Below are 25,659 nucleotides of genomic sequence, written 5' to 3' on the forward strand. Positions count from 1 at the left end.
TTGCGGCACAAGGGTGTGCCGCACAGGGGTTATACAGTGACGACGATTTTGCCTACCTGACCGTTGGCTTCCATGTATTGATGTGCCTCGACGATATCATCAAAGGCGAAGGTTTTATCAATCAGCGGCTTGAGCTGCCCGGACTGCAATCCTTCAAAGATAAACCGTTTCGCTCGCGAAAGTTTTTCTGCGTCCGAGGTGATTTCAAAAATTTCATAACCACGGAAAGTCAAATGGCGACCGAGGATCTCAATGACCGGTATAGAAAGGTCTCGTGCATCAAGCGAGCCATATTGGAAAAAGATCCCACCGGCCGGCATCACCTGGGCAATTTTTGCCACTCCCGGGCCACCGACCGGATCGAAGACCACACGGGTTCCTTTGCCATCAGTAATGCGTGAGATCTCAGTGACAAGATCTTGCTCATGACTGGCGATAACATCTGCTGCCCCAAGCTGCAAAAGCTGGCTTCGCTTCTCGCTGGTTCGCGTCATCGCAATAGGCTTTGCGCCGAGCATATTAGCAATCTGAATTGCCGCCAGTCCGACGCTACTGGAAGCAGCATTGATCAGCACATTATCTCCAGGTTTAATATCCGCATATTCAACCAGTGCACCGAATGCGGTCACATACATCATCCAACTGGCGGCGGCTTCGGCAAAGCTGAGGTTTTGCGGATGTTTTACGACCGCTTGCGCCGGGGCATTAACGACTTCTCCATACATACCATATTGATGAAAGCTGAAAGCCGGAATGACGCTAACGTAATCCCCTGGTGCAAACTCACGTACGTTGTCTCCTACGGATTCAACGACTCCGGCAGCTTCATAACCCAACCGTGCCGGGAAATTAGGTTGGTAAATATACTGGCCTGTGCGGTACATAATCTCCGCACGGTTGATACCGATTGCCCGTACGCGGATCTGAACCTCATTTGCATCAGGCGCGGGAACCTGCATGTCCTGAATCTTCAAGACGTCAGCGTCACCAATTTGATTAAAAACTACGACCTTAGACATAGCAGACCTCAGTAAATTGTTCTGTATTGGGTCCGCACAATTTAACGATTCAGATGAGAGTGAAAAACCGCAGTTGCGGAACTTCACTATTACTCATTTCGTAACAATCCCTGAAGCCGCGGTTTTTGTTGGCTAAAAAGTTCGCACAGCCAGTCAATGAATACCCGTACGCGAGGGGTGAGGTGACGCCTGTCGGGGTAAAGCACAGAAACCGGTTTTGATTCTCCGGCGTAATCGGCCAGCACCTCAACGAGCTGACCCGACTGGAGGTAGGGGGCCAGCACGGTATGAACACCACGTATGATGCCGAGTCCAGATAAACAGCCGGTCAGCAATATATCGGAGTTATCAACGCTTATCCGCCCGGTGGGCGTGAACGATAAAGTTTTACCTCCGCTAATGAAGGACCACTCCAGCGCTTCCCGGTGACGCTCGCTAAAAAAGTTAAGCGCCTGGTGTCGGGATAAATCCTCTGGCGTCTGCGGTACGCCATGTTGTTGCAAATAATCCGGTGACGCGCAGGTCACCATCTTTACTTCACCAAGTCGCCTGGATATCAGGGAAGAGTCTTGTAATTCGCCGATACGGATCATGCAGTCGATACCTTCGGCAAGCATATCGATTTTACGGTCGGTGGAGGTGAGTACCATCTCGATGTCAGGATATCGCGACTGGAAATCTTTCAGCGCAGGAACTAACACGGAATGCGCCAGCGACAGAGGGGCATTAACCCTGAGTTTTCCGCGTGGCGGGCGGGTTGGAGAGAAAGAGGCCATGATGTCATCAACGTCGCCAAGCAGTATTTTTGTGCGTTGGTAAAAAGCGTCACCTTCATCGGTCAGCGTCACTTTACGGGTTGTGCGGTTAAGCAACTTTGCCCCCAGTTCGTCTTCAAGATGCTGGATGGCTTTGGTCACTGCGGGGCGATGCAGGTGTAATACGTCTGCAGCTCTGGCAAATCCACCTTGCTCAACAACCTGTATAAAAATGGTCATATATTCAAACATACTGGAACGCATCGCTTATTTCTCCCGATATCCGATCATTATTATTATGAGAGTAATAATCATGCCTGCATAGGTTGTTGAATGCTGCTCTACACTTAGTGTTTTAACGTTGAGGGTTACAGCATGATTAAGGTCTATGGGGTGCCGGGCTGGGGATCGGCCATCAGTGAAGTGATGCTCACACTGGCGGAGATCCCTTACAGTTTTATTAATGTCGACGGTTTTGACAGCGATGGTCCTTCGCGGGAGTTGCTTAAGACAATGAATCCGCTATGCCAGGTGCCCACACTGGTACTGGAAAATGGCGAAGTCATGACGGAAACAGCAGCGATCGCCCTGATGATCCTCGATCGTTGTCCCGAGCTTTCGCCCTCCGTTGGGCGCAGCGAGCGTCAGCAGTTCCAGCGTCTGTTGATATGGCTGGTGGCAAATGTCTATCCCACATTTACCTATGCCGATTATCCTGAACGCTGGGTGCCGGATGCTCCGACGCAGTTGAAAAAAAATTGTATTGAGTACCGAAAATCTCTCTATATGTGGTTGAATGACCAGCTAAGCGCCGAGCCGTACGCGTTCGGAGAGCAGCTAACCTTGCTGGACGTCTATATTTGTGTGATGCGTAGCTGGGGGCCGGGACATGACTGGTTCCAGGACAACACGCCGAATATTAGCGCTATCGCTGATGCGGTTTGCCAGCACCCACGGCTACGTTCCGTGCTGAAAAACAATAAGATTATTTGAGAAAACACACTTTCTGACCAAAACAATAAGGAACCTGCTATGCCGCACGTTGATATTAAATGTTTTCCCCGCGATCTGAGCGACGAGCAAAAATCCGCGCTGGCGGCGGATATTACCGACGTCATTATTCGTCATTTGCAAAGCAAAGACAGCTCGGTAAGCGTGGCGCTGAATCAAGTTGAGCCAGAGGTATGGCAGGGCGTGTGGGATGCGGAGATTAAGCCGCAGATGGCAACGTTGATTAAAAAACCTGGCTACAGCATGTGAGATAAAACGGGCGAATTTTCCGCCCGTTTTCAACAGGTTTACGGTGTAACGATGTTAAACCAGAATTCGAACTTATCCATATAGCCGAGCATAGCGTCAAGTTTAGCGCCGTCGCCGGTTATCTTCACATCACCGCTGTCTTGCGCCTGTTTCAGCGTCACTTCCTTGAGGATGATTTTATTGAGCGTGTCGCGACTCAATGTGATCGTGGCGTCAGCCTCTTTTGCTTCGGCATTGGCGGTATGGTTTAGCACGCCATTTTCCAGTTCAAGCTTATATTTACCACCGTCGCTGCCAAGGTCGATGTTAAACACCGATTTGGCATCACCCGCTTTCTGCCCGTTAATATGTACCGCCAGATAGTCGAAGAACATTTCCGGCGTCATAGCGCGTACGGTATCCGGGCTGGCAGTGTTAGGGGTTGGGCCTTTAACCACACCATTACGCAGCTCTTGCGCGCCGGTCAGGTAAAAGTTGCGCCACGGGCCGGATTCAGCCTGGTATCCTAGCTGTTCCAGCGCATCAGCTTCCAGGTTGCGCGCGGCCTGGTTATTGGGATCGGCAAACACCACTTTGCTCACCACCTGGGCCACCCAGCGATAGTTACCCTGGTCATAGTCGGCTTTCGCTTTCTGCAGAATGGCGTCCGCTCCGCCCATATAGTCGACGAATTTCTTCGCCGCTTCTTCCGGCGGCAGTTCATCCAGCGTTGCCGGGTTGCCATCAAACCAGCCGAGATAGAGCACATAGGTCGCTTTCACATCATGACTGACGGAACCATAGTAACCGCGATTAGCCCAGGTATGCGCCAGTGAGTCCGGCAGTTTAAAGTTCGCGGCGATTTCATCGCGGGTCAGACCTTCGTTAGCCATACGCAGCGTCTGGTCGTTGATGTAACGATACAGATCTCGTTGGCTTTTCAACAGGTTCACGACTTTGTCATTACCCCAGGTTGGCCAGTGGTGCTGCGCCATCAGGATTTCTGCTTTATCTCCCCAGCGTACAATCGCTTCGTTGATGTATTTGGACCATGGCAACGGCTCACGAATTTTGGCCCCGCGCAGGGAGTAGGTGTTGTGCAGGGTGTGGGTGACGTCTTCAGCAGACTCAATCAGTTTCTTCTCTTCGATATACCATAACATTTCTGACGGCGCTTCGGAGCCTGGGGCCAACATGAAGTCATAGGTCAGGCCATCAATGACCTCTTTTTGCCCATCTTTTTCAATTATATTGGTTGGCGCAATCAGGGTGACGGTTCCCGCGGAGGTCGTGGTTCCCAGTCCGGCACCAACCTGACCTTTGGCATCAGGTTTTAGTAGATTGCCGTACATATAGCTCGCGCGACGGCTCATAACGTTGCCGGCCATGATATTCTCAGCCACCGCCGCTTCCATAAAGCCGGCAGGTGCATAAATCTTCACTTTGCCCGCTTTAACGTCTGGTTCATCAACAACGCCGCGCACGCCGCCGTAATGGTCAACGTGGCTGTGCGTATAAATCACCGCGACAACGGGTTTTTGACCGCGGTTTTTAAAGTAAAGATCCATCCCGACTTTGGCCGTTTCTGCTGATACCAGCGGGTCAACAACGGTGACGCCTTCTTTACCTTCAATGATCGTCATGTTGGACAGATCGAGGTTGCGGATCTGGTAAACGCCTTCCGTCACTTCAAACAGTCCGCTGATGTTGATCAACTGGGACTGACGCCACAGGCTCGGATTTACCGTATCCGGGGCTTTATCGCCTTCTTTAATGAACGCATATTGTTGCGGATTCCAGATGACATTTCCTTGCTCACCTTTGATCACATCCTGAGGAATAGGGGCGATGAAGCCTTTATGAGCATCGGTAAAGTCGGTGTTATCGGAGAAGGGCAGTTGATTGAAAAGCGCATTGTTCGCTTGTTGCGTGGAAGCGGTTGCGTCCTTTGGCGCTTCAGCGGCAATCAGGGGAGCAGAGGCAGAGGTGAGTAACCCGGCAAGGATAAAACTTTGTGCGATTCTATTCAGTTGCATCGTAAAACCTCTCTGACACTTTATAAGTACAGTTGGGGGATGCTGCTTTGACTGATTGGGTTTGGAATAGATATTTGAGTTAGAGCAAGTTTAACTATAATTCACGCAAATGATTCAGCAAGGAAGGACAGCGATTCATCCGACTGGTTTTTCAGAAGTTTTAAGAAGACGATGAGGGATGAAAAGCATGAGCCGCCATTCGTTAGCAGACAATTATTCACCTGCGGTAATGCGTCTCCCGCTGGAGACAAACGTTCCGGCCCCAAGGTGATGCAGGGTAGTGAGCTTGTCATCATCAAACTGCCATCGTCCTTCCACGAAGGCTCTCTCATCAGCGGCCGCCGAGACCACTTCCCCAAACAGGGTGTCATACTTTTCCTGTGCCGCCGTTGCAGGCAGTAGACGGCATTCCATCCAGGCCAGGCATTTTGCTTCTATCAGCGGTAAACCCAACACCGGTCCTTGCACCACAGGAATGCCGTAGCAGTTGAATTTATCTTCCACGCGACCGGAAACGCTGCCAACGGCCCAGGTCCAGTTGGCGGCGGCAACCCCCGGAATAACGATGCCAAACATGCCGCTGCGTTCAATCAGTTCCCGCGACCAGGCGGTTTTATCAACCACAATTGCGATACGTGGTGGTTCAAACTCAACGGGCATTGACCACGCAGCAGCCATCACATTCCGCCGCTCTGTATGATCGTCCCGACTGGTAATTAAAATGGTAGGGCCGTGATTTAGCAGTCGACTGGCATGTTTTAGTTCGAGAGGACGAAAATGGCTCATGGATGCTCCTTGGCTGAGAGATAACACACCACAATTAACTTAGATATTAACGGTATTAGCGATTTTGTCGCCTCGTGAGGAAGAACAACGCACAAAATCGACAGCGTAAAATTAAAAATGCGTTATAAGTACAACATTACACAAACAGGAAGCTGGTATGACGCCTTTTTTAAACGCTTATTTTGCCCGTATTGGCTGGTCAGGTTCGGCCAACGTCAACATTGAAACCCTGCGAGCGCTACATTTACTGCACAACAGCGCCATTCCTTTTGAAAATCTCGATGTGCTGCTGCCACGCGAAATGCAACTCGACGACGCATCGCTGGAAGAGAAACTGGTAACGGCGCGTCGCGGCGGTTATTGTTTTGAGCAAAATGGGTTATTTGAGCGGGCGCTCCGCGAAATCGGTTTTACCGTTCGCAGTTTACTTGGACGTGTGGTACTGGCGAATCCGTCAAGCCTACCGCCACGCACGCATCGTCTGCTGCTGGTTGAGCTACAGGGAGAGCAGTGGATCGCTGACGTCGGATTCGGTGGGCAAACGCTGACAGCGCCGATTCGTCTGCAGGCAGATGTTGCACAGCACACACCACACGGAGAGTATCGTCTGATTCAGGAAGGTGAAGACTGGATTTTGCAGTTCCTTCATCACGAACACTGGCAATCAATGTACCGTTTTGACCTGGTTATGCAGCATCAGAGCGATTATCTGATGGGCAACTTCTGGTCGGCGCATTGGCCGCAGTCGCATTTTCGTCACCATCTGCTGATGTGCCGTCATCTGCCAGACGGCGGTAAATTTACGTTAACCAATTTTCATTTTACCCATTATCAGGATGGCCATGCGGTAGAGCAGATTAATCTGCCTGACGTCGCCAGCCTGTACGCCTTATTGCAGGCGCGGTTTGGATTGGGCGTGGATGATGTGAAGCATGGATTTACTGAAGAAGAATTGGCGACGGTAATGGCGGCGTTTGATACGCACCCGGAAGCGGGGAAATAACACCATCGGGAATAGTGCCGGATGCGGCGTAATCGCCATATCCGGCCCACAGAAATAGATTAAAAATCTATTGCCCACTCAGCATGAAACAGGATCACCGCCGAACCGGTAATGGTGACTTTTTCCGGCTGGTTATCACGAATAACGACCGTCACATCAACTATACCGTCACGACCCAGCGCGCGGCCCTGATGCCCCTGAACACGTAACGTTTTGCCATCATGCGCCATCAGTCGGTGATGAACCAGCCACGCGCCCATCGGCCCGTTGGCATTGCCGGTGACTGGATCTTCCACAATACCAATTGCGGGTGAAAACATGCGTCCATCGGTGGCGTTTAGGCCACCAGGCATCAGAGGCAATTAGCGGCGCGAGCGTACAATTTGATAGCGGCGGGTGAAGTACTCAAACGGCGCACTCCACACGTGTACCAGACGAGTGAACGGAAACAGTAGGAATATCGTCATGCCTAACACCAGATGAGCACGGAATATCGGCGCCACGCCATCCAGATGCGCAGATGCGCCCCCCTGGAAAGTCACCACCGACTGCGCCCAACCGACCAGTTTCAGCATTTCACTACCGTCAGGGTGCTGTGCGGAGAACGGAATAGTGGTTAAGCCGAGAATGCATTGAACCAGCAGAATGCACAGGATCAGAATATCAGCGGTGGATGATGTTGCGCGAATGCGTGGATTCGTCAGACGGCGCACCAGCAAACCCGCGCCCCCAACCAGCGTTAACACGCCGCAGACACCGCCGAGAATCATTGCCATTTGCTGTTTCACCGCAATCGGCAGGAACCAGGCATACATCCAGTGCGGGGTCAGCATGCCAAACAGGTGACCGAAAAAAATCCCCAGAATGCCGATATGGAACAAGTTTGACCATAACACCATACCGCGTTTGTCCAGCATTTGACTGGAAGAGGCGCGCCAGGTGTATTGCCCGTAGTCGTAACGCAACCAACTGCCGAGGATAAACACCGTGCCGCACAAATACGGGTAGATATCGTAAAAGAAGACGTTCAGATACTGTATCATTTCGGACCTCCCGCGCTGACGTCGACATACTGCGGCGCCACGTCCTGGCTAAAGCGTCGTTGATAGTTTTGTAACGGTGAGCTGTCACAAGCGGTGGCGTTATCTTCGATAAACTTCACCTGTTCCTCTTCCCAGACCGCATCCAGGGCCTGACGGGTATCGTCACGTGTTTCTGCGCCAACCTGTCTGGTGACACTGTCACTTGAAAGGGGGCTACCGGCAAGTAGCAGCAAGGCGTCAAACAACTGATACCACGGCGTATCGCGCTGTTTTAAGCGACCGCCAAGCAGTGCCAGAATGGGGGCGACATTCTGTAAACCTTCTTTGGCCTGGGCCTCCGGCAGCACGCTTAAATACTCCAGATACAACGGTAGATGATCCGGCAGCTCGCGGCAGTTTAGCTGGAGCCCGACCTTTTCGTACTGCGCCAGCAGATCAACCATCGCCTGGCCGCGATCACGCGACTCGGCATGGACATGTTCGAACAACAGCAGAGAGGTGGCGCGCCCCCGATCAAACACCTCGCACCATTCGGCTTGCTTATCCAGTAATGGCGCATTGAGCAGTGCCTGGCTAAATTCGATAAGCATTGGGGCATCGCTGGACACCAGCGCCAGCGCGTCGTCTTTACACTCCCACAGCAGTTCGTCCGGATATTCCATCAGCAGTCCGATAACCTTGAGGATTTGCATTATTCACCCTCCGCTTTATCGCGCACTTCGGTAATGTCGATGGCATCAATACGGCTGCTGTTAAACAGGTTGAACTTGGTATCCGAACCGTGACAGCCGTCGCCAAAGGTGAAACCACAACCGTTTTTCTCCGGGAAAGCGTCGCGCGCCATTTCACGGTGGCTGGTCGGAATCACGAAGCGGTCTTCATAGTTGGCGATAGCCAGATAGCGATACATCTCCTCCACCTGCTCAACGGTCAGACCGACTTCCTCAATGGCGCGGGTATCCGTCACGCCTTCGACGGTTTGTGAGCGCATATAGTGGCGCATCGCCATCATGCGTTTGAGCGCGCGTAGTACCGGGGCGGTATCGCCAGCGCTTAGCATATTGGCGAGGTACTGTACCGGGATACGCAGTGATTCCACCGCCGGTAAAATATTGCCATTGTGCGGCAGGCCACCGGCATCAGCGACCGACTGAATCGGTGACAACGGCGGCACATACCAGACCATCGGCAGGGTGCGATACTCAGGATGTAATGGCAGCGCCAACTTCCAGTCCATTGCCATTTTGTAGACCGGCGAACGTTGGGCGGCGTCGATAACATTCTGTGGAATGCCTTGTTTTAACGCCTCTTCGATGACCGCCGGATCGTGCGGATTGAGGAACACATCGCACTGACGCTCATACAGGTCGGTCTCATGCTCGGTACTGGCCGCTTCCTCTATGCGGTCGGCGTCGTACAGCAATACACCGAGATAACGGATACGCCCAACGCAGGTTTCCGAACATACCGTCGGCTGGCCGGATTCAATCCGCGGGTAACAGAAAATGCACTTCTCTGACTTACCGCTCTTCCAGTTAAAATAGATTTTCTTGTATGGACAACCGCTGATACACAAACGCCAACCGCGGCATTTGTCCTGGTCGATCAGCACAATGCCGTCTTCCTCACGCTTATAGATGGCACCACTCGGGCAGGTGGCGACACAGCTTGGGTTCAGACAGTGTTCACAGAGTCGCGGTAAATACATCATGAAGGTGTTTTCGAACTGACCGTACATCTCCTTCTGCATTTTCTCGAAGTTTCGGTCACGGGCGCGTTTTGAGAACTCGCCGCCGAGCAGCTCTTCCCAGTTGGGGCCCCAGATAATCTTGTCCATCCGTTTACCGTCGATCAACGAACGTGGACGCGCAGTGGGCTGGTTTTTGCCTTCCGGTGCGCTATGCAGATGCTGATAATCGTAGGTAAACGGTTCATAGTAATCATCGATTTGCGGGATCACCGGGTTGGCGAATATTTTGGTAATCACCCCCATCTTGCCGCCCAGACGCGGTCTTATCTTGCCGTTGACATCACGAACCCAGCCGCCTTGCCACTCTTCCTGATCTTCCCAGTTTTTCGGATAACCAATGCCTGGTTTGGTCTCAACGTTGTTAAACCATGCATATTCCATCCCTTCGCGCCCGGTCCAGACGTTTTTACAGGTGACGGAGCAGGTGTGGCAGCCGATACACTTGTCCAGATTAAGAACCATGCCTACCTGTGAGCGTATTTTCATTTTTTCGCCTCCTGTACCTGATCGCGACCTTCATCATCCAGCCAGTTAATATTTTTCATTTTTCTAATCATGATGAACTCATCGCGGTTAGAGCCGACCGTACCGTAATAGTTAAAGCTGTACGCCAACTGCGCATAGCCACCGATCATATGCGTCGGTTTCGGGCAAACGCGGGTGACCGAGTTATGGATCCCGCCACGCATCCCGGTGACTTCTGAGCCGGGAATGTTCATGATTCGTTCCTGAGCGTGATACATCATGGTCATTCCCGGTGGCACGCGCTGACTCACTACCGCACGGGCGGTAAGCGCGCCATTGGCGTTAAAGGCTTCGATCCAGTCGTTATCTTCAATACCCAACTCTTTGGCATCGGTCTCGCTGATCCAGACGATGGGGCCGCCGCGCGACAGCGTCAGCATCAGCAGGTTTTCGCTGTAGGTGGAGTGGATCCCCCATTTCTGATGCGGCGTCAGGAAGTTGAGCGCTTTTTCCGGGAAACCGTTAGGCGGAACGTCGCGCATTTCGCTAACGCTGCGGGTGTCGATAGGCGGACGGTAGGCCACCAAGCTTTCACCAAATGCACGCATCCACGCGTGATCCTGATACAACTGCTGGCGACCGGACAGGGTGCGCCATGGGATCAGCTCGTGGACGTTGGTATAGCCTGCGTTATAGGAGACATGTTCGCTTTCAAGACCGGACCAGGTAGGGCTGGAGATAATTTTGCGCGGCTGCGCCTGAATATCGCGAAAACGGATCTTCTCATCTTCTTTGTTCAACGCCAGATGCGTATGGTCGCGTCCGGTCATGGCGCCCAGCGCTTCCCAGGCTTTGACTGCCACCTGACCGTTGGTTTCCGGCGCCAGGGCGAGGATCACCTCCGACGCATCCAGTGCGGTGTCGATCAGCGGTCGACCTTTCGCCGGACCTTCGCGTTTGGTGTAGTTCAGCTTGCCGAGGAAATCGACCTCGGTCTGGGTATTCCAGGAGATACCTTTGCCACCATTTCCGAGTTTGTCCATTAGCGGGCCGAGCGAGGTAAAACGTTCGTAGGTGGCAGGGTAGTCACGCTCCACGACGGCGATATTAGGCGCAGTTTTTCCTGGAACAAGATCGCATTCGCCTTTACGCCAGTCGAGGATGTCAAACGGCTGCGCCAGTTCTGCTGGTGAGTCGTGTTGCAGTGGTTGCAGGACGACATCGGTTTCTTGCCCAAGGTGCCCGACACAGACCTCCGAGAACACTTTGGCGATGCCTTTATAGATTTCCCAGTCGCTCTTCGATTCCCACGCCGGATCGACCGCCGCCGACAGCGGGTGAATAAACGGATGCATATCCGAGGTGTTCATATCATCTTTTTCGTACCAGGTGGCGGTCGGCAGAACGATATCGGAGAACAGACAGGTACTGGACATACGGAAATCGAGCGTGACCAGCAGATCAAGCTTGCCTTCAATCGCCGCAGCCTGCCATTCCACCTCTTCAGGTTTAATGCCCTCGCTTGAACCGAGCGCTTCTCCCTGGATCCCGCTTTCGGTACCCAGCAAATATTTGAGCATGTATTCATGCCCTTTACCGGAGGAGCCGAGCAGGTTAGAGCGCCAGACAAAGAGGTTGCGCGGATGGTTGTGGCCGCTGTCCGGCTGCTCGCAGGCAAAACGGATATCACCCGATTTCAGCGCCTGTGCGGTGTATTCCACAGGGGACAAGCCAGCCTGTTCAGCCTTCGCTTTCACGGTCAATGGGTTGAGGTTAAGCTGCGGGGCGGACGGCAGCCAGCCCATTCTTTCGGCGCGTACGTTAAAGTCGATTAAATGTCCGCTAAATTTCGACGCGTCGGCCAGCGGAGAGAGGAGCTCCTGCGCGGTGAGTTTTTCATAACGCCACTGGCTGGAGTGGTTATAGAAAAACGAAGTGCTGTTCATCTGACGCGGCGGGCGGTTCCAGTCCAGCGCAAACGCCAGCGGTAACCAACCGGTTTGCGGACGCAGTTTCTCCTGACCCACATAGTGCGCCCAGCCACCGCCGCTTTGCCCCACGCAGCCACAGAACACCAGCATGTTAATCATGCCACGGTAGTTCATATCCATGTGATACCAGTGGTTAACGCCAGCCCCGAGGATGATCATCGACCGGCCGTGAGTTTTGTGTGCCGTATCGGCAAACTCTCTGGCGATTTGTTCGATATGACGGCGTGGCACGCCGGTGATTTGTTCCCCCCAGGCCGGGGTGTAGGCTTTCACTTCGCTGTAATCTTGCGCGCTATGAACGTCATCCAGACCACGATCGAGACCGTAATTCGCCAGTACCAGATCATAAACGCTCACTACCGGACAACTGCTGCCATCGGCGAGGGTGAGACGTTTTACCGGAAGTTGCCGCACCAGCACAGGTTCTTGTTTGACGCTGCGAAAATGGGGGTTTTCGTTGCCGCCAAAGTAGGGGAATGCTACCCCAGCCACGTCATCATGCTGACCCAGCAACGAGAGGGAAAGTTCTGTTTCTGCCCCTGCGGCCAACGACTCGAGGTTCCATTTTCCCGTCTCACCCCAGCGAAAGCCGATGGAGCCGTTCGGCACGACCAGCTCACCGTCGCTGTTAAAGGCCACGGTTTTCCACTCCGGATTGTTGCTTTCGCCCAGACCGTCAACAAGGTCTGAAGCGCGCATCATTCTGCCAGGAACGTAGCTGCCGTCTTCACGCGCATCCAGCAGAACCAGCATTGGCATATCGGTATAGCGGCGGCAGTAATTGAGGAAGTAGTCGCTGGGCCTGTCGAGGTGGAACTCTTTCAGGATGACGTGGCCCATGGCCATCGCCAGCGCGCTGTCGGTGCCTTGTTTTGGTGCCAGCCACTGGTCACACAGTTTGGCGACTTCCGAGTAGTCTGGCGTAATGGCAATGGTTTTAGTGCCTTTGTAGCGCACTTCGGTAAAAAAGTGCGCGTCAGGCGTACGGGTCTGTGGGACGTTAGAACCCCAGGCAATAATATAACTGGAGTTATACCAGTCGGCGGATTCAGGAACGTCGGTCTGTTCGCCCCAGGTCATTGGCGACGCAGGCGGTAAGTCGCAATACCAGTCATAAAAGCTCAGGCAGGTGCCGCCAAGAAGGGAAAGATAACGCGTGCCTGCGGCATAGGAGACCATCGACATTGCCGGAATAGGTGAAAATCCGGCCACGCGATCCGGGCCGTAGGTCTTTACCGTCCAGACGTTGGCGGCGGCAATCAACTGATTAAGTTCTTTCCAGCTAGAACGGATAAAACCACCGCGACCGCGTACCTGCTTGTAGCTCTGGCATTTTTGCGGGTCGTTCATAATCGATTCCCAGGCCAGCACCGGGTCGGACTGGCGGGTCAGGGCGTCGCGCCACAGTTCAATCAAACGTTTACGCACTAACGGATATTTCAGGCGGTTGGCGCTGTAAAGATACCAGGAGTAGCTGGCGCCGCGCGGACAGCCGCGGGGTTCATGATTTGGAAGGTCAGGGCGGGTGCGCGGGTAGTCAGTTTGCTGCGTCTCCCAGGTCACCAGTCCGTTTTTGACGTAGATTTTCCAGCTACATGAGCCGGTACAGTTCACGCCGTGGGTAGAGCGCACAATTTTATCGAACTGCCAGCGTTGACGATAACTGTCTTCCCAGTCCCGATTGGTGTGCATCACTTGCCCATGCCCCTCGGCAAACGTATCGCCCTTTTGTTTAAAGTAGCGAAAGCGATCTAACAGTTTACTCATGACATAACTCCTGCTTCGATAATATTGCCGACGATGAATCGCACACCAGGCCTGCCTGAATGTCCGATCCAGCGGTATCCATTTCGTTATTTTTTTTGTGATTTACGGCCATAGACCAGCCAGGTCACCAGCACACAGACGATGTAAAACACCAAAAATATTTTCATAGCCCCCACCGGAGAGCCGGTTAGCGCCAGGGATGAACCAAACGCTTTGGGGATGAAGAAGCCGCCCACAGCGCCAATGGCTGAGATGAATCCAAGCGCGGCGGCGGTGTCGGTTACCGCTTCACGCTGGGCCTGTTCCTCTGTACCACCGCGCAGTTTCACCCGGTAAATCGTGATTTTGCGAAAGATCACCGCAATCATCTGGAAGGTCGACCCGCTTCCCAGACCCGCGGTCAGGAACAGCCCCATAAACACCAGATAGAAGGCGACAAAGTTTCCTTCACCGGACCCCGGCAGAGTAAGAAACAGCAGGGCGCTGAACAGTGCCATAAAGATGAAGTTAATTAACGTGACGCGTACACCGCCAAACTTGTCAGAGATAACGCCGCCCGCCGATCGCGCAAGCGCGCCGATGAAGGGGCCGAAGAACGCCAGTTGCAGAATATTCACGTCAGGAAATTGCGTTTTCGCCAGCATGGCAAAGCCCGCCGAAAAGCCGATAAATGACCCAAAGGTCGCAAGATACAGCAGGCTTAACAGCCACAAGTGAAAACGCTTGAGGACCGGTAACTGGGAAGCAATAGAAGCCTTCGAACTGGCAATATCATTCATTCCCATACCTGCCGCCAGGGTGGCTATTAGCAGAAGTGGAACCCAAATCCATGCGGCATTGGCCAGCGACAATAACGAGCCATCAGCTTGCGGTACGCCCTGGACGCCCAAAAAGGTAAATATGGGCAGAAAAATCACCAGCGGCGCGATCAACTGCATCACGCTGACGCCGAGGTTGCCAAGACCGCCGTTAACGCCCAGCGCGCTGCCTTGCTTTGCTTTGGGGAAGAAAAAACTAATATTGCCCATGCTGGAGGCAAAGTTAGCGCCAGCAAAACCGCACATCAGCGCAATAATAATAAATACTCCAAACGGAGTAGCGGTATTTTGCACGGCAAATCCCAGCCAGACGCAGGGAATAACCAGAATAATCGTGCTAAAAATGGTCCAACGGCGACCGCCAAATATAGGTACCATAAAGGAGTAGGGAACGCGCAATATTGCACCAGAAAGGGAGGGTAATGCCGTTAATAAAAACAGTTGATCGGTGGTGAAATTAAAACCAATTTTATTCAGATTGACGGCTACGGCGCTAAACAGCATCCAGACGCAGAAGGCAAGCAAAAGGCAACTTACTGATATCCAAAGATTTCTACGGGCAATGTGCTTGCCTTTGTTTTCCCAAAAGGCGGGGTTTTCTGGTTTCCAGTCAGTCAAAAGATAACGATTATTTTTCTCATTTGATGATGACATATTATTCTCCATGCACATGCCGTTCATGAAAAAGAAATAAACGCATACAGGCCGCGCGGCTTCTTTTTAGAAACTATTGAAAGGTTTTGGGAATATTGACTGAAAGAATAGATAAAAAAGCGCAATAACGCGGGATAAGGGGAGAATTACAGGTTGGTTAAGTGTTACTAATTGTAAACTTAAATGATGTATTGTTTGTTCATCTATAACATCAACTAAATAACTCAAGCGTAATCATACGATCCAGGTGGTGCTCGAAAGCGGGATCGGCCATTTCCTCTATGCCCAACACATACATACCATCCAGGCCACAGACCAGTGCGATTAAACGCCATGCGACATCGGCGGCATCTGGGGTGGATAAAAACTCACCGGCTTTCTGTCCCTGAGTGATGATGTTAGCCGTTTCCTCATGCCACATCCGCATGGTCAGCAGATAGGCGCTTTTGATCTCAGGATCTTTATCTGCCAGCACCTGTGCTTCACGCCACAGCCTGATATGGGGTTCGAACCCGCCATCTTCGCTGCCCAGCATGGCATGCAGCCGTTCCCGAAAACTGGCGTTTTCGCTGACCAGTTCAGCATCAAGCAGGGTACGGATCAGGCGCACAAAAGCCTGAGACTTGAGTTCTCCGGCAGAGGAAAAGTGATGATGCACCTGACCCGTCGCCACATGGGCTTCCGCCGCTATACGTCGTACGGTCATGGCAGTAAACCCTTCTTCCAGTGCAACGCGCATCGCCGCTTGCAGAATCACTTCCCGACGTTCATCCCGGTTCAGATAGCTCATCATTCCTCCTGTATCTCTATAGCACGCAGTCTAACAAAAAGTTGGACATACGTTCAATTTTCCGTAGGATCGCTAAAGCTGGACATGTGTCCAGTTTCGGTTTTGTTAGGGAGTTTTATGTTTCGTCAGTGGTTAACGTTAGTCATTATTGTACTGGTCTACATCCCTGTTGCGATTGATGCAACGGTGCTGCACGTTGCCGCGCCCACGCTGAGTATGACGCTGGGTGCCAGTGGTAACGAGCTGCTGTGGATTATTGATATTTATTCGCTGGTCATGGCTGGCATGGTGTTGCCAATGGGGGCATTGGGCGATCGCATCGGTTTTAAACGTCTGCTGCTGTTGGGTGGGGGCTTATTTGGCCTGGCATCGCTGGCCGCTGCGTTTGCCCACAGCGCCAGCTGGCTGATTGCCACGCGGGCGGTATTAGCGATCGGGGCGGCGATGATTGTTCCGGCTACGCTCGCGGGTATTCGCGCCACCTTTGCCGAACAGCGTCATCGCAATATGGCGCTCGGCGTCTGGGCCGCTGTCGGTTCCGGCGGCGCGGCGTTTGGGCCATTAGTGGGCGGCATACTGCTGGAGCACTTCTATTGGGGATCCGTGTTCTTAATCAATGTGCCTATTGTTGTGGTGGTAATGGCATTGACGGCTCGTTTCGTGCCGCGCCAGGCTGGACGTCGCGATCAATCGTTAAATTTTGGTCATGCGATAATGCTGATTGTCGCTATTCTGCTGCTGGTCTATAGCGCCAAAACCGCCCTGAAAGGTCATATCGCGACCACTGCCATCGTGCTGACATTGTTAACCGGAGCATTGCTGTTGGGGCAGTTTGTCCGTATCCAGCTTGCCGCTTCGCGGCCAATGATTGATATGCGGCTGTTTACGCATCGCATTATCTTAAGCGGCGTAGTGATGGCAATGACCGCGATGATTACGCTGGTTGGGTTCGAACTGCTGATGGCTCAGGAGCTCCAGTTTGTGCACGGTTTGACGCCGTATCAGGCCGGTCTGTTTATGCTACCGGTGATGCTGGCAAGTGGTTTCAGCGGCCCCATTGCCGGCATGTTGGTGTCACGTCTGGGATTACGTTGTGTGGCAACGGCGGGCATGGCGCTCAGCGCCGTCAGTTTTTACGGTCTGGCGATGACGGATTTCAGTACGCAGCAGATACAGGCCTGGGTATTAATGGCCTTGCTCGGATTCAGCGCGGCGAGTGCGCTTTTGGCCTCAACGGCGGCGATCATGGCCGCAGCCCCGGCAGAAAAAGCGGCCGCTGCTGGCGCCATTGAGACAATGGCTTATGAACTTGGCGCCGGGCTTGGCATCGCTATCTTTGGCTTGCTGTTGAGCCGGAGCTTTTCTGCCTCGATTCTGCCGCCTGCCGGACTTAATCCGCAGGAGATAGAGCGCGCCTCATCATCAATGGGCGAAGCGGTGCAACTTGCGCATTCGCTCCCGTCGTCGCTGAGTGAGGCATTGCTGGCGGCTGCCAGAGAAGCCTTTACCTGGTCACATAGCGTGGCCTTAAGCAGCGCTGGCAGTATGCTTATCGTATTAGCGATAGGGATGTGGTTCAGTCTGGCAAAGCTACAGCGTCAATAACTAGTGGGCTAAATGACAGGGGTAATCCATCTCTTCGACTTCTTTTCCACTCAAGCGAGCGTATTGCCCCGTAAGTCTCCAGAAGGCAGGTTGAGTTTCCGTATAGATCTCTGCCGCTAACACCAGGCGGCGGCGATCTACCTCGTTAAGTTCCAGTAGCGTCCACGGCACAAAATAGCGTTCACTACCCGTCAGGGTAAACCACAGCGGGCACCCACAGCCGGAACAGAAGAAACGTTCACCACGATTTGAAGAAGGAAAGTGTGAGGGTTGGGCTGAATCCGGCGACATCTGCGGATGAGCGCTGGCCTCCAGATACATAGCGATGCCACCCGACCATTTCTGACACAACGTACAGTGGCAGGCATAGACATCCAGCATTTCGACGTCAACGGTAAAATGACTCTGTCCGCAAAGACAACGACCAGTGAACGTCTGCACGGCATACTCCTTATGACCGAGACTACATCAAGAGAAAAAGCCAGCCCTGAAAGGACTGGCTTTGTATTCAGACTACAACAAAATTAGAACTGGTAGTTCAGACCAACAGCCACGATGTTGTCAGTGCTTACACCTGCATAGCGGGTGAAGTTGTTGTCATCCAGCAGGTTGATTTTGTAATCAACGAAGGTAGACATGTTTTTGTTGAAGTAGTAGGTAGCACCCAGATCTACGTATTCAACCAGATCCTGGTCGCCGAAATAACCCAGATCTTTACCTTTGGATTTCAGGTAAGCAACGGACGGACGCAGGCCGAAGTCGAACTGGTACTGAGCAACAGCTTCAAAGTTCTGAGCTTTGTTAGCAATACCGTCGATTTTACCGAACGTAGTCATGTTGCGGGTTTCGGAGTAGGTGGTCGCCAGGTAGATGTTATTCGCATCATATTTCAGACCAGCAGCCCATACTTCCGCATTCTGACCGGATGCGTACAGACCGTTGTTACCGTTACGAACCTGACGGTCGGTACGGTCAGATTTCGCGTAGGTCGCACCAACGCCAAAACCTTCGTACTCATAAGTAGTAGACAGACCGAAACCGTCGCCGTTTGCTTCTACTTCATTGTTACGATCGTTTTTGCCCTGATACTGAGCAGCGAAGTTCAGACCTTCAACCAGACCGAAGAAATCGGTGTTACGGTAGGTTGCAACGCCGGTAGCACGCTGGGTCATGAATACGTCAGTCTGAGTCCAGGTATCGCCACCGAACTCTGGCAGAACGTCGGTCCATGCGCCGATGTCGTAAGCTACGCCGTAGTTACGACCGTAGTCGAAAGAACCGTATTCAGCGAATTTCAGGCCAGCGAATGCCAGACGGGTTTTGTCTGCTTCGGAACCCTGATCTTCAGAACGGTTGCCTTTGAATTCATATTCCCACTGACCAAAACCAACCAGTTGGTCATTGATCTGAGTTTCGCCTTTGAAGCCCAGACGTGCGTAGGTTTTGTCGCCATCGCTGCTGGTGTCATCAGAGAAATAATGCTGAGCGTGAACTTTACCGTAGATATCCAGTTTGTTTGCGTCTTTGTTATATACCTCAGCCGCGTTTACTGCACCTGCCGCCAACAGGCTAGTCACTGCCACTGCAACTAATTTAAGTTTCATTCTAAATAATCCTTATAATTTTTTCTTGGTGTGTTTCCTAAACCATTGCTAAACGAAGGGGTTCGTCAATGGCAAACCATTTTTAAATGACGCAGTGGTATAAGTTCAATAATAAGTTTCATAATATTGCGAAATATTTGAAGTTGTGTGATCCAGATCTACATAATACAGCTGATTGTATTAATATTAATATGTGACAAATCTGATGAGATATATTTACGCAGGGGACTATTATGGCAGCTATGGTTTAAATGGCGTTAGTTTCGCTTGTATAATATATACATGCGGAGGGTTATAGATAAACATGAAATACTTTCGCGCGTTAACTAATAATCATATATTTAACATTTAATTAAACAAATATAAACAAAAAACACAAGTGCAATGCGCAATAATTATCCATCAGCCTGGCTAAAGTATAGCCGGATTTTATTTATTTGTGATAAAACCCGGTTTTTTTTCAGGCGCGGCGCGTTGCCAACCAGCAAAGTAGCGAGCCAGCGCAAACCATCAGCGCGCCTTGCCAGAAAGAAAGTGATAGCGGGGCGCTGAGTAGCACGGCGGCAAGCGCGGAGGACAGTACGGGAGTAAAATAAGAACCCACCGCCATAATGGTGACATTACCGTGCAAAATACCAATATTCCACGCAGCATAGGCAAATCCTAACGTTAATGCTGCAGTGAACATTTTAATCGTCACCGGAGTGCTGAAAACCATTTCCGGCTGAGGGGTGACAAAATAGTAAACCCACAGACTAGCGGCTGTCAGTAAGACGAACACCGTGATGCCGTTAAAGCCTTTTGCATATTTATTGGTCACTGTGCAATATGTGGCCCAGATAAAAGCGCCCAGAAAGGCGAGAAAATAGCTGAGTGGACTACTGGCAACATTGCTGATAATTTCGCCAGGATTGAGGCCGTTTTCACCACCTAATACCCAACAAACACCGGTCAATGCGATAATTAATCCAGGAATGACCAGCCGGGTTGATTTTTGACCATTAAATAATATGGCGAACAATATCGTCAGGCTTGGCCAGAGATAATTTACCATCCCTACTTCAATAGCCTGATGACGGGTAGCGGCATAACCCAGGGCCAGTGCTAAACAAATTTCATAGCTAACAAAAAGCACGCTACCGGCGATTAAATAGCGAACAGGAATTTTTCTGATATTTGGAAATCCGACAGTAAATATGAGCAACAGACCGCTTAATGAAAAAATCATCGCTGCGCCGCCAGCAGGCCCCAGTCCCTCACTCACTCCCCGAATAAGTCCAACCATCGTGCTCCAGAGTACGATGGCAATCAGACCAATTAACGTTGCTTTTTGTTTTGTCATTCTGTTTCTCTGTCCATACCACTGGCAAAAAATAAGCTGAAATTTATAGCACTTTTACACCGTAGCACGCTAATTAATTACCTTTTGCATACCTCCTTATGGGTACAAGGGTTAAACAAAGTGCACTATTTAGTAGCGGAACCGTTTCGTTTTTGATTTGACGCAAAAAAAATATGGATATAGCTGATAGTTTCGTCGCGAAGTTGTACATGTCATCTTTCAGGCTGCCTCGATTACGCACTTTGAGAGATTTCTTGTACGAATCCCTGCAAAAAAGAGGAAAGCAATGGACGTCAGCCGCAGACAATTTTTTAAAATCTGCGCGGGCGGTATGGCGGGAACAACAGTAGCCGCTCTGGGTTTTGCACCCAAAATGGCACTGGCTCAGGCGCGAAACTATAAGTTATTACGCGCCAAAGAGATCCGAAACACCTGCACATACTGTTCCGTAGGTTGCGGGCTATTAATGTATAGCCTGGGTGATGGAGCAAAAAACGCCAAAGAGTCGATTTACCATATTGAAGGGGATCCGGATCATCCGGTGAGCCGGGGGGCATTATGTCCTAAGGGCGCAGGATTACTGGATTACGTACACAGTGAAAACCGTCTGCGTTACCCGGAATATCGCGCTCCTGGTTCCGACAAATGGCAGCGTATCAGCTGGGATGAAGCTTTCTCCCGCATCGCGAAGCTGATGAAAACTGACCGTGACGCCAACTTTATTGAGAAAAATGAGCAGGGCGTAACGGTTAACCGCTGGCTTTCCACCGGGATGCTGTGCGCATCTGCAGCAAGTAATGAAACCGGCATGCTGACGCAAAAATTTGTGCGCTCACTCGGCATGCTGGCAGTAGACAACCAGGCGCGCGTCTGACACGGACCAACGGTAGCAAGTCTTGCTCCAACATTTGGTCGCGGTGCGATGACCAACCACTGGGTTGACATTAAAAATGCTAACGTCGTGATGGTGATGGGCGGTAACGCCGCTGAAGCACATCCGGTGGGGTTCCGCTGGGCGATGGAAGCTAAAAACAACAATGACGCTACGCTGATTGTTGTTGACCCACGTTTTACACGTACAGCCTCGGTGGCGGATATTTACGCACCGATTCGTTCCGGCACGGACATTACGTTCCTGTCCGGCGTTTTGCTGTACCTGATTGAAAACAACAAAATCAACGCTGAATACGTTAAGCATTACACCAACGCCAGCCTGCTGGTGCGGGATGATTTTGCTTTCGAAGAGGGTCTGTTCAGCGGGTATGACGCGAATAAACGTCAGTACGATAAATCGTCCTGGAACTATCAGTTCGATGAAAACGGCTACGCCAAACGCGATGAAACATTAAGCCATCCGCGCTGCGTGTGGAACCTGCTGAAACAGCATGTATCCCGTTACACGCCAGATGTGGTGGAAAATATCTGCGGTACGCCAAAAGAAGACTTCCTGAAAGTCTGCGAAGTGCTGGCTTCCACCAGCGCGGTCGATCGCACAACCACCTTCCTGTATGCGCTGGGCTGGACGCAGCATACCGTCGGGGCGCAAAACATCCGCACCATGGCGATGATCCAGTTGCTGCTCGGCAACATGGGGATGGCCGGCGGCGGTGTCAACGCCTTGCGCGGTCACTCCAACATTCAGGGGTTAACAGACTTAGGACTGCTCTCTACCAGTTTGCCGGGCTACCTGACGCTACCGTCAGAAAAACAGACAGATCTGCAAACCTATCTGGCCGCGAACACGCCAAAAGCGACGTTGGCCGATCAGGTTAACTACTGGGGCAACTATCCGAAGTTTTTCGTTAGCCTGATGAAATCTTTCTACGGCAATGCGGCGCAGAAAGAGAATGACTGGGGCTTTGAGTGGCTGCCGAAGTGGGATCAGTCCTACGACGTCATCAAATACTTCAATATGATGGATAGCGGAAAAGTCACCGGCTACATCTGTCAGGGCTTTAACCCGGTTGCGTCCTTCCCGGACAAAAACAAAGTGGTGCAGTCCCTGAGCAAACTGAAGTATCTGGTCGTTATCGATCCGCTGGTGACAGAAACCTCAACGTTCTGGCAAAACCACGGCGAATCGAACGACGTTGATCCGGCATCTATCCAGACCGAAGTCTTCCGTTTGCCGTCAACTTGCTTTGCGGAAGAGGATGGCTCAATCTCCAACTCCGGTCGCTGGCTGCAGTGGCACTGGAAAGGTCAGGACGCGCCGGGCGAAGCCCGTAACGATGGCGAAATTCTGGCCGGCATTTACCACCGTCTGCGCGACATGTACCGCACTGAAGGCGGTAAAGCAGTTGAACCCGTGCTGAAAATGAGCTGGAACTATAAGCAGCCGGACGAACCGCATTCAGAGGAAGTGGCGAAAGAGAACAACGGCTATGCGCTGGAAGATCTCTATGATGCCAACGGTGTGCTGATTGCGAAGAAAGGCCAGTTGCTCAATAGCTTTGCGCTGCTGCGTGATGATGGCACAACCTCATCTTCCTGCTGGATTTATACCGGTAGCTGGACCGAGCAGGGCAACCAGATGGCCAACCGCGATAACGCCGACCCGTCAGGGCTGGGTAATACGCTGGGTTGGGCATGGGCATGGCCACTGAACCGTCGCGTTCTGTATAACCGCGCGTCGGCGGATCCGCAGGGTAAACCGTGGGATCCAAAACGCATGCTGATCCAGTGGAACGGTACAAAGTGGACGGGGAACGACATCCCGGACTTCAACACCGCGGCGCCTGGCAGCGGCACCAATCCGTTTATCATGCAGCCGGAAGGTCTGGGTCGTCTGTTCGCCATTGATAAGATGGCGGAAGGGCCGTTCCCGGAACACTACGAGCCAATGGAAACGCCGCTGGGTACCAACCCGCTGCACCCGAACGTAATCTCCAACCCGGCAGCCCGTCTGTACGAGGCGGATAAGCTACGCATGGGAACCAAACAGGACTTCCCGTACGTTGGGACGACTTATCGTCTGACCGAACACTTCCATACCTGGACCAAGCACGCATTGCTGAATGCGATTGCTCAACCAGAACAGTTTGTGGAAATCAGCGAAACGCTGGCGGCAGCGAAAGGTATCAATAACGGCGATCGCGTGAAAGTCAGCAGCAAGCGTGGATTTATTCGCGCAGTTGCGGTGGTTACGCGTCGTCTGCGTACCCTGAACGTCAACGGTCAGCAGGTCGAAACGGTTGGGATCCCGATCCACTGGGGCTTTGAAGGAGTCGCGCGTAAAGGCTATATCGCCAACACCCTGACGCCGAATGTCGGTGATGCAAACTCGCAAACGCCGGAATACAAAGCGTTTTTAGTAAACATCGAGAAGGCGTAAGGGGGCGAATATATGTCTATGGAAACGCAGGACATCATCAAACGGTCCGCAACAAACTCCATCACGCCGCCGCCTCAGGCTCGTGATTACAAAGCAGAGGTCGCGAAACTGATCGATGTGTCCACCTGTATAGGCTGTAAGGCCTGCCAGGTGGCATGTTCAGAGTGGAACGATATCCGCGATGAAGTCGGTCATTGCGTCGGGGTATATGACAACCCCGCCGATCTCAGCGCCAAATCCTGGACGGTGATGCGATTTAGCGAAACCGAACAGAACGGCAAGCTTGAGTGGCTAATTCGTAAAGACGGCTGTATGCACTGTGAAGATCCGGGCTGCCTGAAGGCGTGCCCGTCTGCCGGGGCGATTATTCAGTACGCCAACGGGATTGTCGATTTCCAGTCAGAGCACTGCATTGGCTGCGGCTACTGTATTGCCGGATGTCCATTTAATATTCCGCGCCTCAATAAAGAGGATAACCGCGTGTATAAATGTACGCTGTGTGTGGACCGCGTCAGCGTCGGGCAGGAGCCTGCCTGCGTCAAGACCTGTCCAACAGGGGCAATACATTTCGGCACCAAGCAGGAAATGCTGGAAATGGGCGAACAGCGGGTGGCCAAACTGAAAGCTCGCGGTTTCGAACACGCCGGACTCTACAACCCGGAAGGTGTGGGGGGGACGCATGTGATGTACGTTCTGCATCATGCCAACCAGCCGGAGCTGTACCACGGCCTGCCGAAAGATCCGCAAATTGATACCTCTATCAATCTGTGGAAAGGGGCGCTGAAACCGCTGGCCGCAGCCGGATTTATCGCCACCTTCGCCGGACTTATTTACCACTACGTTGGTATTGGTCCGAATAAGGAAGTGGACGACGACGAGGAGGATCATCATGAGTAAGTCGAAAATGATTGTGCGCACGAAGTTTATCGACCGCGCCTGTCACTGGACGGTGGTGATCTGCTTCTTCCTGGTGGCGCTGTCGGGGATTTCATTTTTCTTCCCGACTCTGCAATGGCTGACGCAGACTTTCGGTACGCCGCAGATGGGGCGTATTTTGCACCCGTTCTTCGGGCTGCTGATCTTCGTGGCGTTAATGTTCATGTTTGTACGCTTTGTTCACCACAACATCCCGGATAAAAAAGATATTCCGTGGCTGAAAAACATTGTGGAAGTGCTGAAAGGCAATGAACATAAAGTGGCGGATGTGGGCAAGTACAACGCCGGACAGAAAATGATGTTCTGGTCGATCATGAGCATGATTTTCGTGCTGCTGATTACCGGCATTATTATCTGGCGTCCGTACTTTGCGCAGTTCTTCCCGATGCAGGTCGTGCGTTATAGCCTGCTGATCCATGCGGCGGCAGGCATTATTCTGATGCACGCCATCCTCATCCATATGTATATGGCATTCTGGGTGAAAGGCTCTATTAAAGGCATGATCGAAGGGAAAGTGAGCCGTCGCTGGGCGAAGAAACATCACCCGCGCTGGTATCGCGAAGTCGAAAGACAAGAAGCGAAAAAAGAGAGCGAGGAAGGGGTAAACTAATCCCTGACGTTACCTCCACGTAATGGCGCTACATCGGTAGCGCCATTTTTTTGCCAAAAAAACGTCATGTTTCTGTCATCTGCTTAACGTAAGGTGTTGTCTTTAATAATAG

Annotated in this window: 20 protein-coding genes and 1 pseudogene; 7 read left to right on the forward strand and 14 right to left on the reverse strand. The window is 52.0% G+C overall.

Annotated features, from left to right (window positions below):
- Window positions 1-29 precede the first annotated feature (29 nt).
- Complete coding sequence (locus ICA20_RS12710) at window positions 30-1,019, reverse strand: zinc-dependent alcohol dehydrogenase family protein (protein ID WP_038640677.1); 990 nt, start codon at window positions 1,017-1,019, stop codon at window positions 30-32.
- Between the two features lie 89 nt (window positions 1,020-1,108).
- Window positions 1,109-2,038 (reverse strand): LysR family transcriptional regulator, encoded by a 930-nt coding sequence (locus ICA20_RS12715; protein ID WP_038640675.1) that lies wholly within the window; start codon window positions 2,036-2,038, stop codon window positions 1,109-1,111.
- 111 nt (window positions 2,039-2,149) lie between these two features.
- Here ICA20_RS12715 and ICA20_RS12720 point away from each other — a divergent pair, with 111 nt between their 5' ends.
- Both ICA20_RS12720 and pptA read left to right on the forward strand, forming a co-directional pair.
- Window positions 2,150-2,767: a glutathione S-transferase family protein gene (locus ICA20_RS12720; protein WP_038640673.1), complete on the forward strand. Its 618-nt coding sequence runs from the start codon at window positions 2,150-2,152 to the stop codon at window positions 2,765-2,767.
- A 39-nt stretch (window positions 2,768-2,806) separates the two neighbouring features.
- Window positions 2,807-3,034: a tautomerase PptA gene (pptA, locus tag ICA20_RS12725; protein WP_038640671.1), complete on the forward strand. Its 228-nt coding sequence runs from the start codon at window positions 2,807-2,809 to the stop codon at window positions 3,032-3,034.
- 38 nt (window positions 3,035-3,072) lie between these two features.
- On the opposite strand, the gene ICA20_RS12730 is transcribed toward pptA, so the two are convergent.
- Complete coding sequence (locus ICA20_RS12730; RefSeq protein ID WP_038640669.1) at window positions 3,073-5,049, reverse strand: alkyl sulfatase dimerization domain-containing protein; 1,977 nt, start codon at window positions 5,047-5,049, stop codon at window positions 3,073-3,075.
- 213 nt (window positions 5,050-5,262) lie between these two features.
- Complete coding sequence (locus ICA20_RS12735; protein WP_038640667.1) at window positions 5,263-5,835, reverse strand: flavin reductase family protein; 573 nt, start codon at window positions 5,833-5,835, stop codon at window positions 5,263-5,265.
- Between the two features lie 157 nt (window positions 5,836-5,992).
- On the opposite strand from ICA20_RS12735, the gene nhoA reads away from it, so the two are divergent.
- A complete protein-coding gene (gene nhoA / locus ICA20_RS12740; protein WP_038640665.1) occupies window positions 5,993-6,838 on the forward strand; it encodes an N-hydroxyarylamine O-acetyltransferase in 846 nt (281 codons plus the stop codon).
- Between the two features lie 59 nt (window positions 6,839-6,897).
- Here nhoA and ICA20_RS12745 read toward each other — a convergent pair.
- From ICA20_RS12745 to ICA20_RS12775, 7 genes and pseudogenes are all read right to left on the reverse strand, one after another.
- Window positions 6,898-7,170: pseudogene (locus ICA20_RS12745) on the reverse strand (PhzF family phenazine biosynthesis isomerase); the annotation flags it as partial.
- A 30-nt stretch (window positions 7,171-7,200) separates the two neighbouring features.
- Window positions 7,201-7,881, reverse strand: coding sequence for a respiratory nitrate reductase subunit gamma (gene narI / locus ICA20_RS12750; RefSeq protein WP_038640663.1), 681 nt, complete (start codon window positions 7,879-7,881; stop codon window positions 7,201-7,203).
- Window positions 7,878-8,573 carry a nitrate reductase molybdenum cofactor assembly chaperone gene (gene narW, locus ICA20_RS12755; protein ID WP_038640661.1) on the reverse strand — a complete coding sequence of 232 codons (696 nt, stop codon included), beginning with the start codon at window positions 8,571-8,573 and terminating at the stop codon, window positions 7,878-7,880. The genes narI and narW overlap by 4 nt, the downstream gene beginning before the upstream one ends.
- Window positions 8,573-10,117, reverse strand: coding sequence for a nitrate reductase subunit beta (gene narH, locus ICA20_RS12760; protein ID WP_038640659.1), 1,545 nt, complete (start codon window positions 10,115-10,117; stop codon window positions 8,573-8,575). The genes narW and narH overlap by 1 nt, the downstream gene beginning before the upstream one ends.
- Complete coding sequence (locus tag ICA20_RS12765; RefSeq protein ID WP_038640657.1) at window positions 10,114-13,854, reverse strand: nitrate reductase subunit alpha; 3,741 nt, start codon at window positions 13,852-13,854, stop codon at window positions 10,114-10,116. Before ICA20_RS12765 ends, narH begins: the two co-directional genes overlap by 4 nt.
- 86 nt (window positions 13,855-13,940) lie before the next feature.
- Window positions 13,941-15,326, reverse strand: coding sequence for a NarK family nitrate/nitrite MFS transporter (locus ICA20_RS12770; protein ID WP_038640655.1), 1,386 nt, complete (start codon window positions 15,324-15,326; stop codon window positions 13,941-13,943).
- Window positions 15,327-15,537: 211 nt separating this feature from the next.
- Window positions 15,538-16,116: a TetR family transcriptional regulator gene (locus tag ICA20_RS12775; protein WP_038640653.1), complete on the reverse strand. Its 579-nt coding sequence runs from the start codon at window positions 16,114-16,116 to the stop codon at window positions 15,538-15,540.
- A gap of 117 nt (window positions 16,117-16,233) precedes the next feature.
- On the opposite strand from ICA20_RS12775, the gene ICA20_RS12780 reads away from it, so the two are divergent.
- Complete coding sequence (locus tag ICA20_RS12780) at window positions 16,234-17,721, forward strand: MFS transporter (protein ID WP_038640652.1); 1,488 nt, start codon at window positions 16,234-16,236, stop codon at window positions 17,719-17,721.
- On the opposite strand, the gene ICA20_RS12785 is transcribed toward ICA20_RS12780, so the two are convergent.
- From ICA20_RS12785 to yddG, 3 genes are all read right to left on the reverse strand, one after another.
- Window positions 17,722-18,102, reverse strand: a complete 381-nt coding sequence (locus ICA20_RS12785) for a GFA family protein (RefSeq protein ID WP_087856632.1) — start codon at window positions 18,100-18,102, stop codon at window positions 17,722-17,724.
- 143 nt (window positions 18,103-18,245) lie between these two features.
- Window positions 18,246-19,325: a porin OmpD gene (gene ompD / locus ICA20_RS12790; RefSeq protein ID WP_038640648.1), complete on the reverse strand. Its 1,080-nt coding sequence runs from the start codon at window positions 19,323-19,325 to the stop codon at window positions 18,246-18,248.
- A 460-nt stretch (window positions 19,326-19,785) separates the two neighbouring features.
- Window positions 19,786-20,667, reverse strand: coding sequence for an aromatic amino acid efflux DMT transporter YddG (gene yddG, locus ICA20_RS12795; RefSeq protein ID WP_038640646.1), 882 nt, complete (start codon window positions 20,665-20,667; stop codon window positions 19,786-19,788).
- 286 nt (window positions 20,668-20,953) lie between these two features.
- Between yddG and fdnG the strand changes: the two genes are divergently transcribed.
- From fdnG to fdnI, 3 genes are read left to right on the forward strand one after another with little or no spacing between them, the layout of a single operon-like run.
- Window positions 20,954-24,001, forward strand: coding sequence for a formate dehydrogenase-N subunit alpha (gene fdnG / locus ICA20_RS12800; protein WP_149282259.1), 3,048 nt, complete (start codon window positions 20,954-20,956; stop codon window positions 23,999-24,001).
- A gap of 12 nt (window positions 24,002-24,013) precedes the next feature.
- Window positions 24,014-24,898 carry a formate dehydrogenase N subunit beta gene (fdnH, locus tag ICA20_RS12805; protein ID WP_038640640.1) on the forward strand — a complete coding sequence of 295 codons (885 nt, stop codon included), beginning with the start codon at window positions 24,014-24,016 and terminating at the stop codon, window positions 24,896-24,898.
- Entirely contained in the window at window positions 24,891-25,547 is a 657-nt protein-coding gene (gene fdnI / locus ICA20_RS12810; RefSeq protein ID WP_038640638.1) for a formate dehydrogenase-N subunit gamma, read from the forward strand. Before fdnH ends, fdnI begins: the two co-directional genes overlap by 8 nt.
- Window positions 25,548-25,659 lie beyond the last annotated feature (112 nt).

It is taken from the genome of Citrobacter sp. C5_2, from assembly GCF_014596845.2.
GTDB lineage: Bacteria > Pseudomonadota > Gammaproteobacteria > Enterobacterales > Enterobacteriaceae > Citrobacter > Citrobacter werkmanii.

Bases quoted from the DNA above. Each gene is read 5' to 3' on its own strand.
- ICA20_RS12710 (WP_038640677.1), bottom strand. From the start codon at position 1,019: ATGTCTAAGGTCGTAGTTTTTAATCAAATTGGTGACGCTGACGTCTTG.
- ICA20_RS12715 (WP_038640675.1), bottom strand. From the start codon at position 2,038: ATGCGTTCCAGTATGTTTGAATATATGACCATTTTTATACAGGTTGTT.
- ICA20_RS12720 (WP_038640673.1), top strand. From the start codon at position 2,150: ATGATTAAGGTCTATGGGGTGCCGGGCTGGGGATCGGCCATCAGTGAA.
- pptA (WP_038640671.1), top strand. From the start codon at position 2,807: ATGCCGCACGTTGATATTAAATGTTTTCCCCGCGATCTGAGCGACGAG.
- ICA20_RS12730 (WP_038640669.1), bottom strand. From the start codon at position 5,049: ATGCAACTGAATAGAATCGCACAAAGTTTTATCCTTGCCGGGTTACTC.
- ICA20_RS12735 (WP_038640667.1), bottom strand. From the start codon at position 5,835: ATGAGCCATTTTCGTCCTCTCGAACTAAAACATGCCAGTCGACTGCTA.
- nhoA (WP_038640665.1), top strand. From the start codon at position 5,993: ATGACGCCTTTTTTAAACGCTTATTTTGCCCGTATTGGCTGGTCAGGT.
- narI (WP_038640663.1), bottom strand. From the start codon at position 7,881: ATGATACAGTATCTGAACGTCTTCTTTTACGATATCTACCCGTATTTG.
- narW (WP_038640661.1), bottom strand. From the start codon at position 8,573: ATGCAAATCCTCAAGGTTATCGGACTGCTGATGGAATATCCGGACGAA.
- narH (WP_038640659.1), bottom strand. From the start codon at position 10,117: ATGAAAATACGCTCACAGGTAGGCATGGTTCTTAATCTGGACAAGTGT.
- ICA20_RS12765 (WP_038640657.1), bottom strand. From the start codon at position 13,854: ATGAGTAAACTGTTAGATCGCTTTCGCTACTTTAAACAAAAGGGCGAT.
- ICA20_RS12770 (WP_038640655.1), bottom strand. From the start codon at position 15,326: ATGTCATCATCAAATGAGAAAAATAATCGTTATCTTTTGACTGACTGG.
- ICA20_RS12775 (WP_038640653.1), bottom strand. From the start codon at position 16,116: ATGAGCTATCTGAACCGGGATGAACGTCGGGAAGTGATTCTGCAAGCG.
- ICA20_RS12780 (WP_038640652.1), top strand. From the start codon at position 16,234: ATGTTTCGTCAGTGGTTAACGTTAGTCATTATTGTACTGGTCTACATC.
- ICA20_RS12785 (WP_087856632.1), bottom strand. From the start codon at position 18,102: ATGCTGGATGTCTATGCCTGCCACTGTACGTTGTGTCAGAAATGGTCG.
- ompD (WP_038640648.1), bottom strand. From the start codon at position 19,325: ATGAAACTTAAATTAGTTGCAGTGGCAGTGACTAGCCTGTTGGCGGCA.
- yddG (WP_038640646.1), bottom strand. From the start codon at position 20,667: ATGACAAAACAAAAAGCAACGTTAATTGGTCTGATTGCCATCGTACTC.
- fdnH (WP_038640640.1), top strand. From the start codon at position 24,014: ATGTCTATGGAAACGCAGGACATCATCAAACGGTCCGCAACAAACTCC.
- fdnI (WP_038640638.1), top strand. From the start codon at position 24,891: ATGAGTAAGTCGAAAATGATTGTGCGCACGAAGTTTATCGACCGCGCC.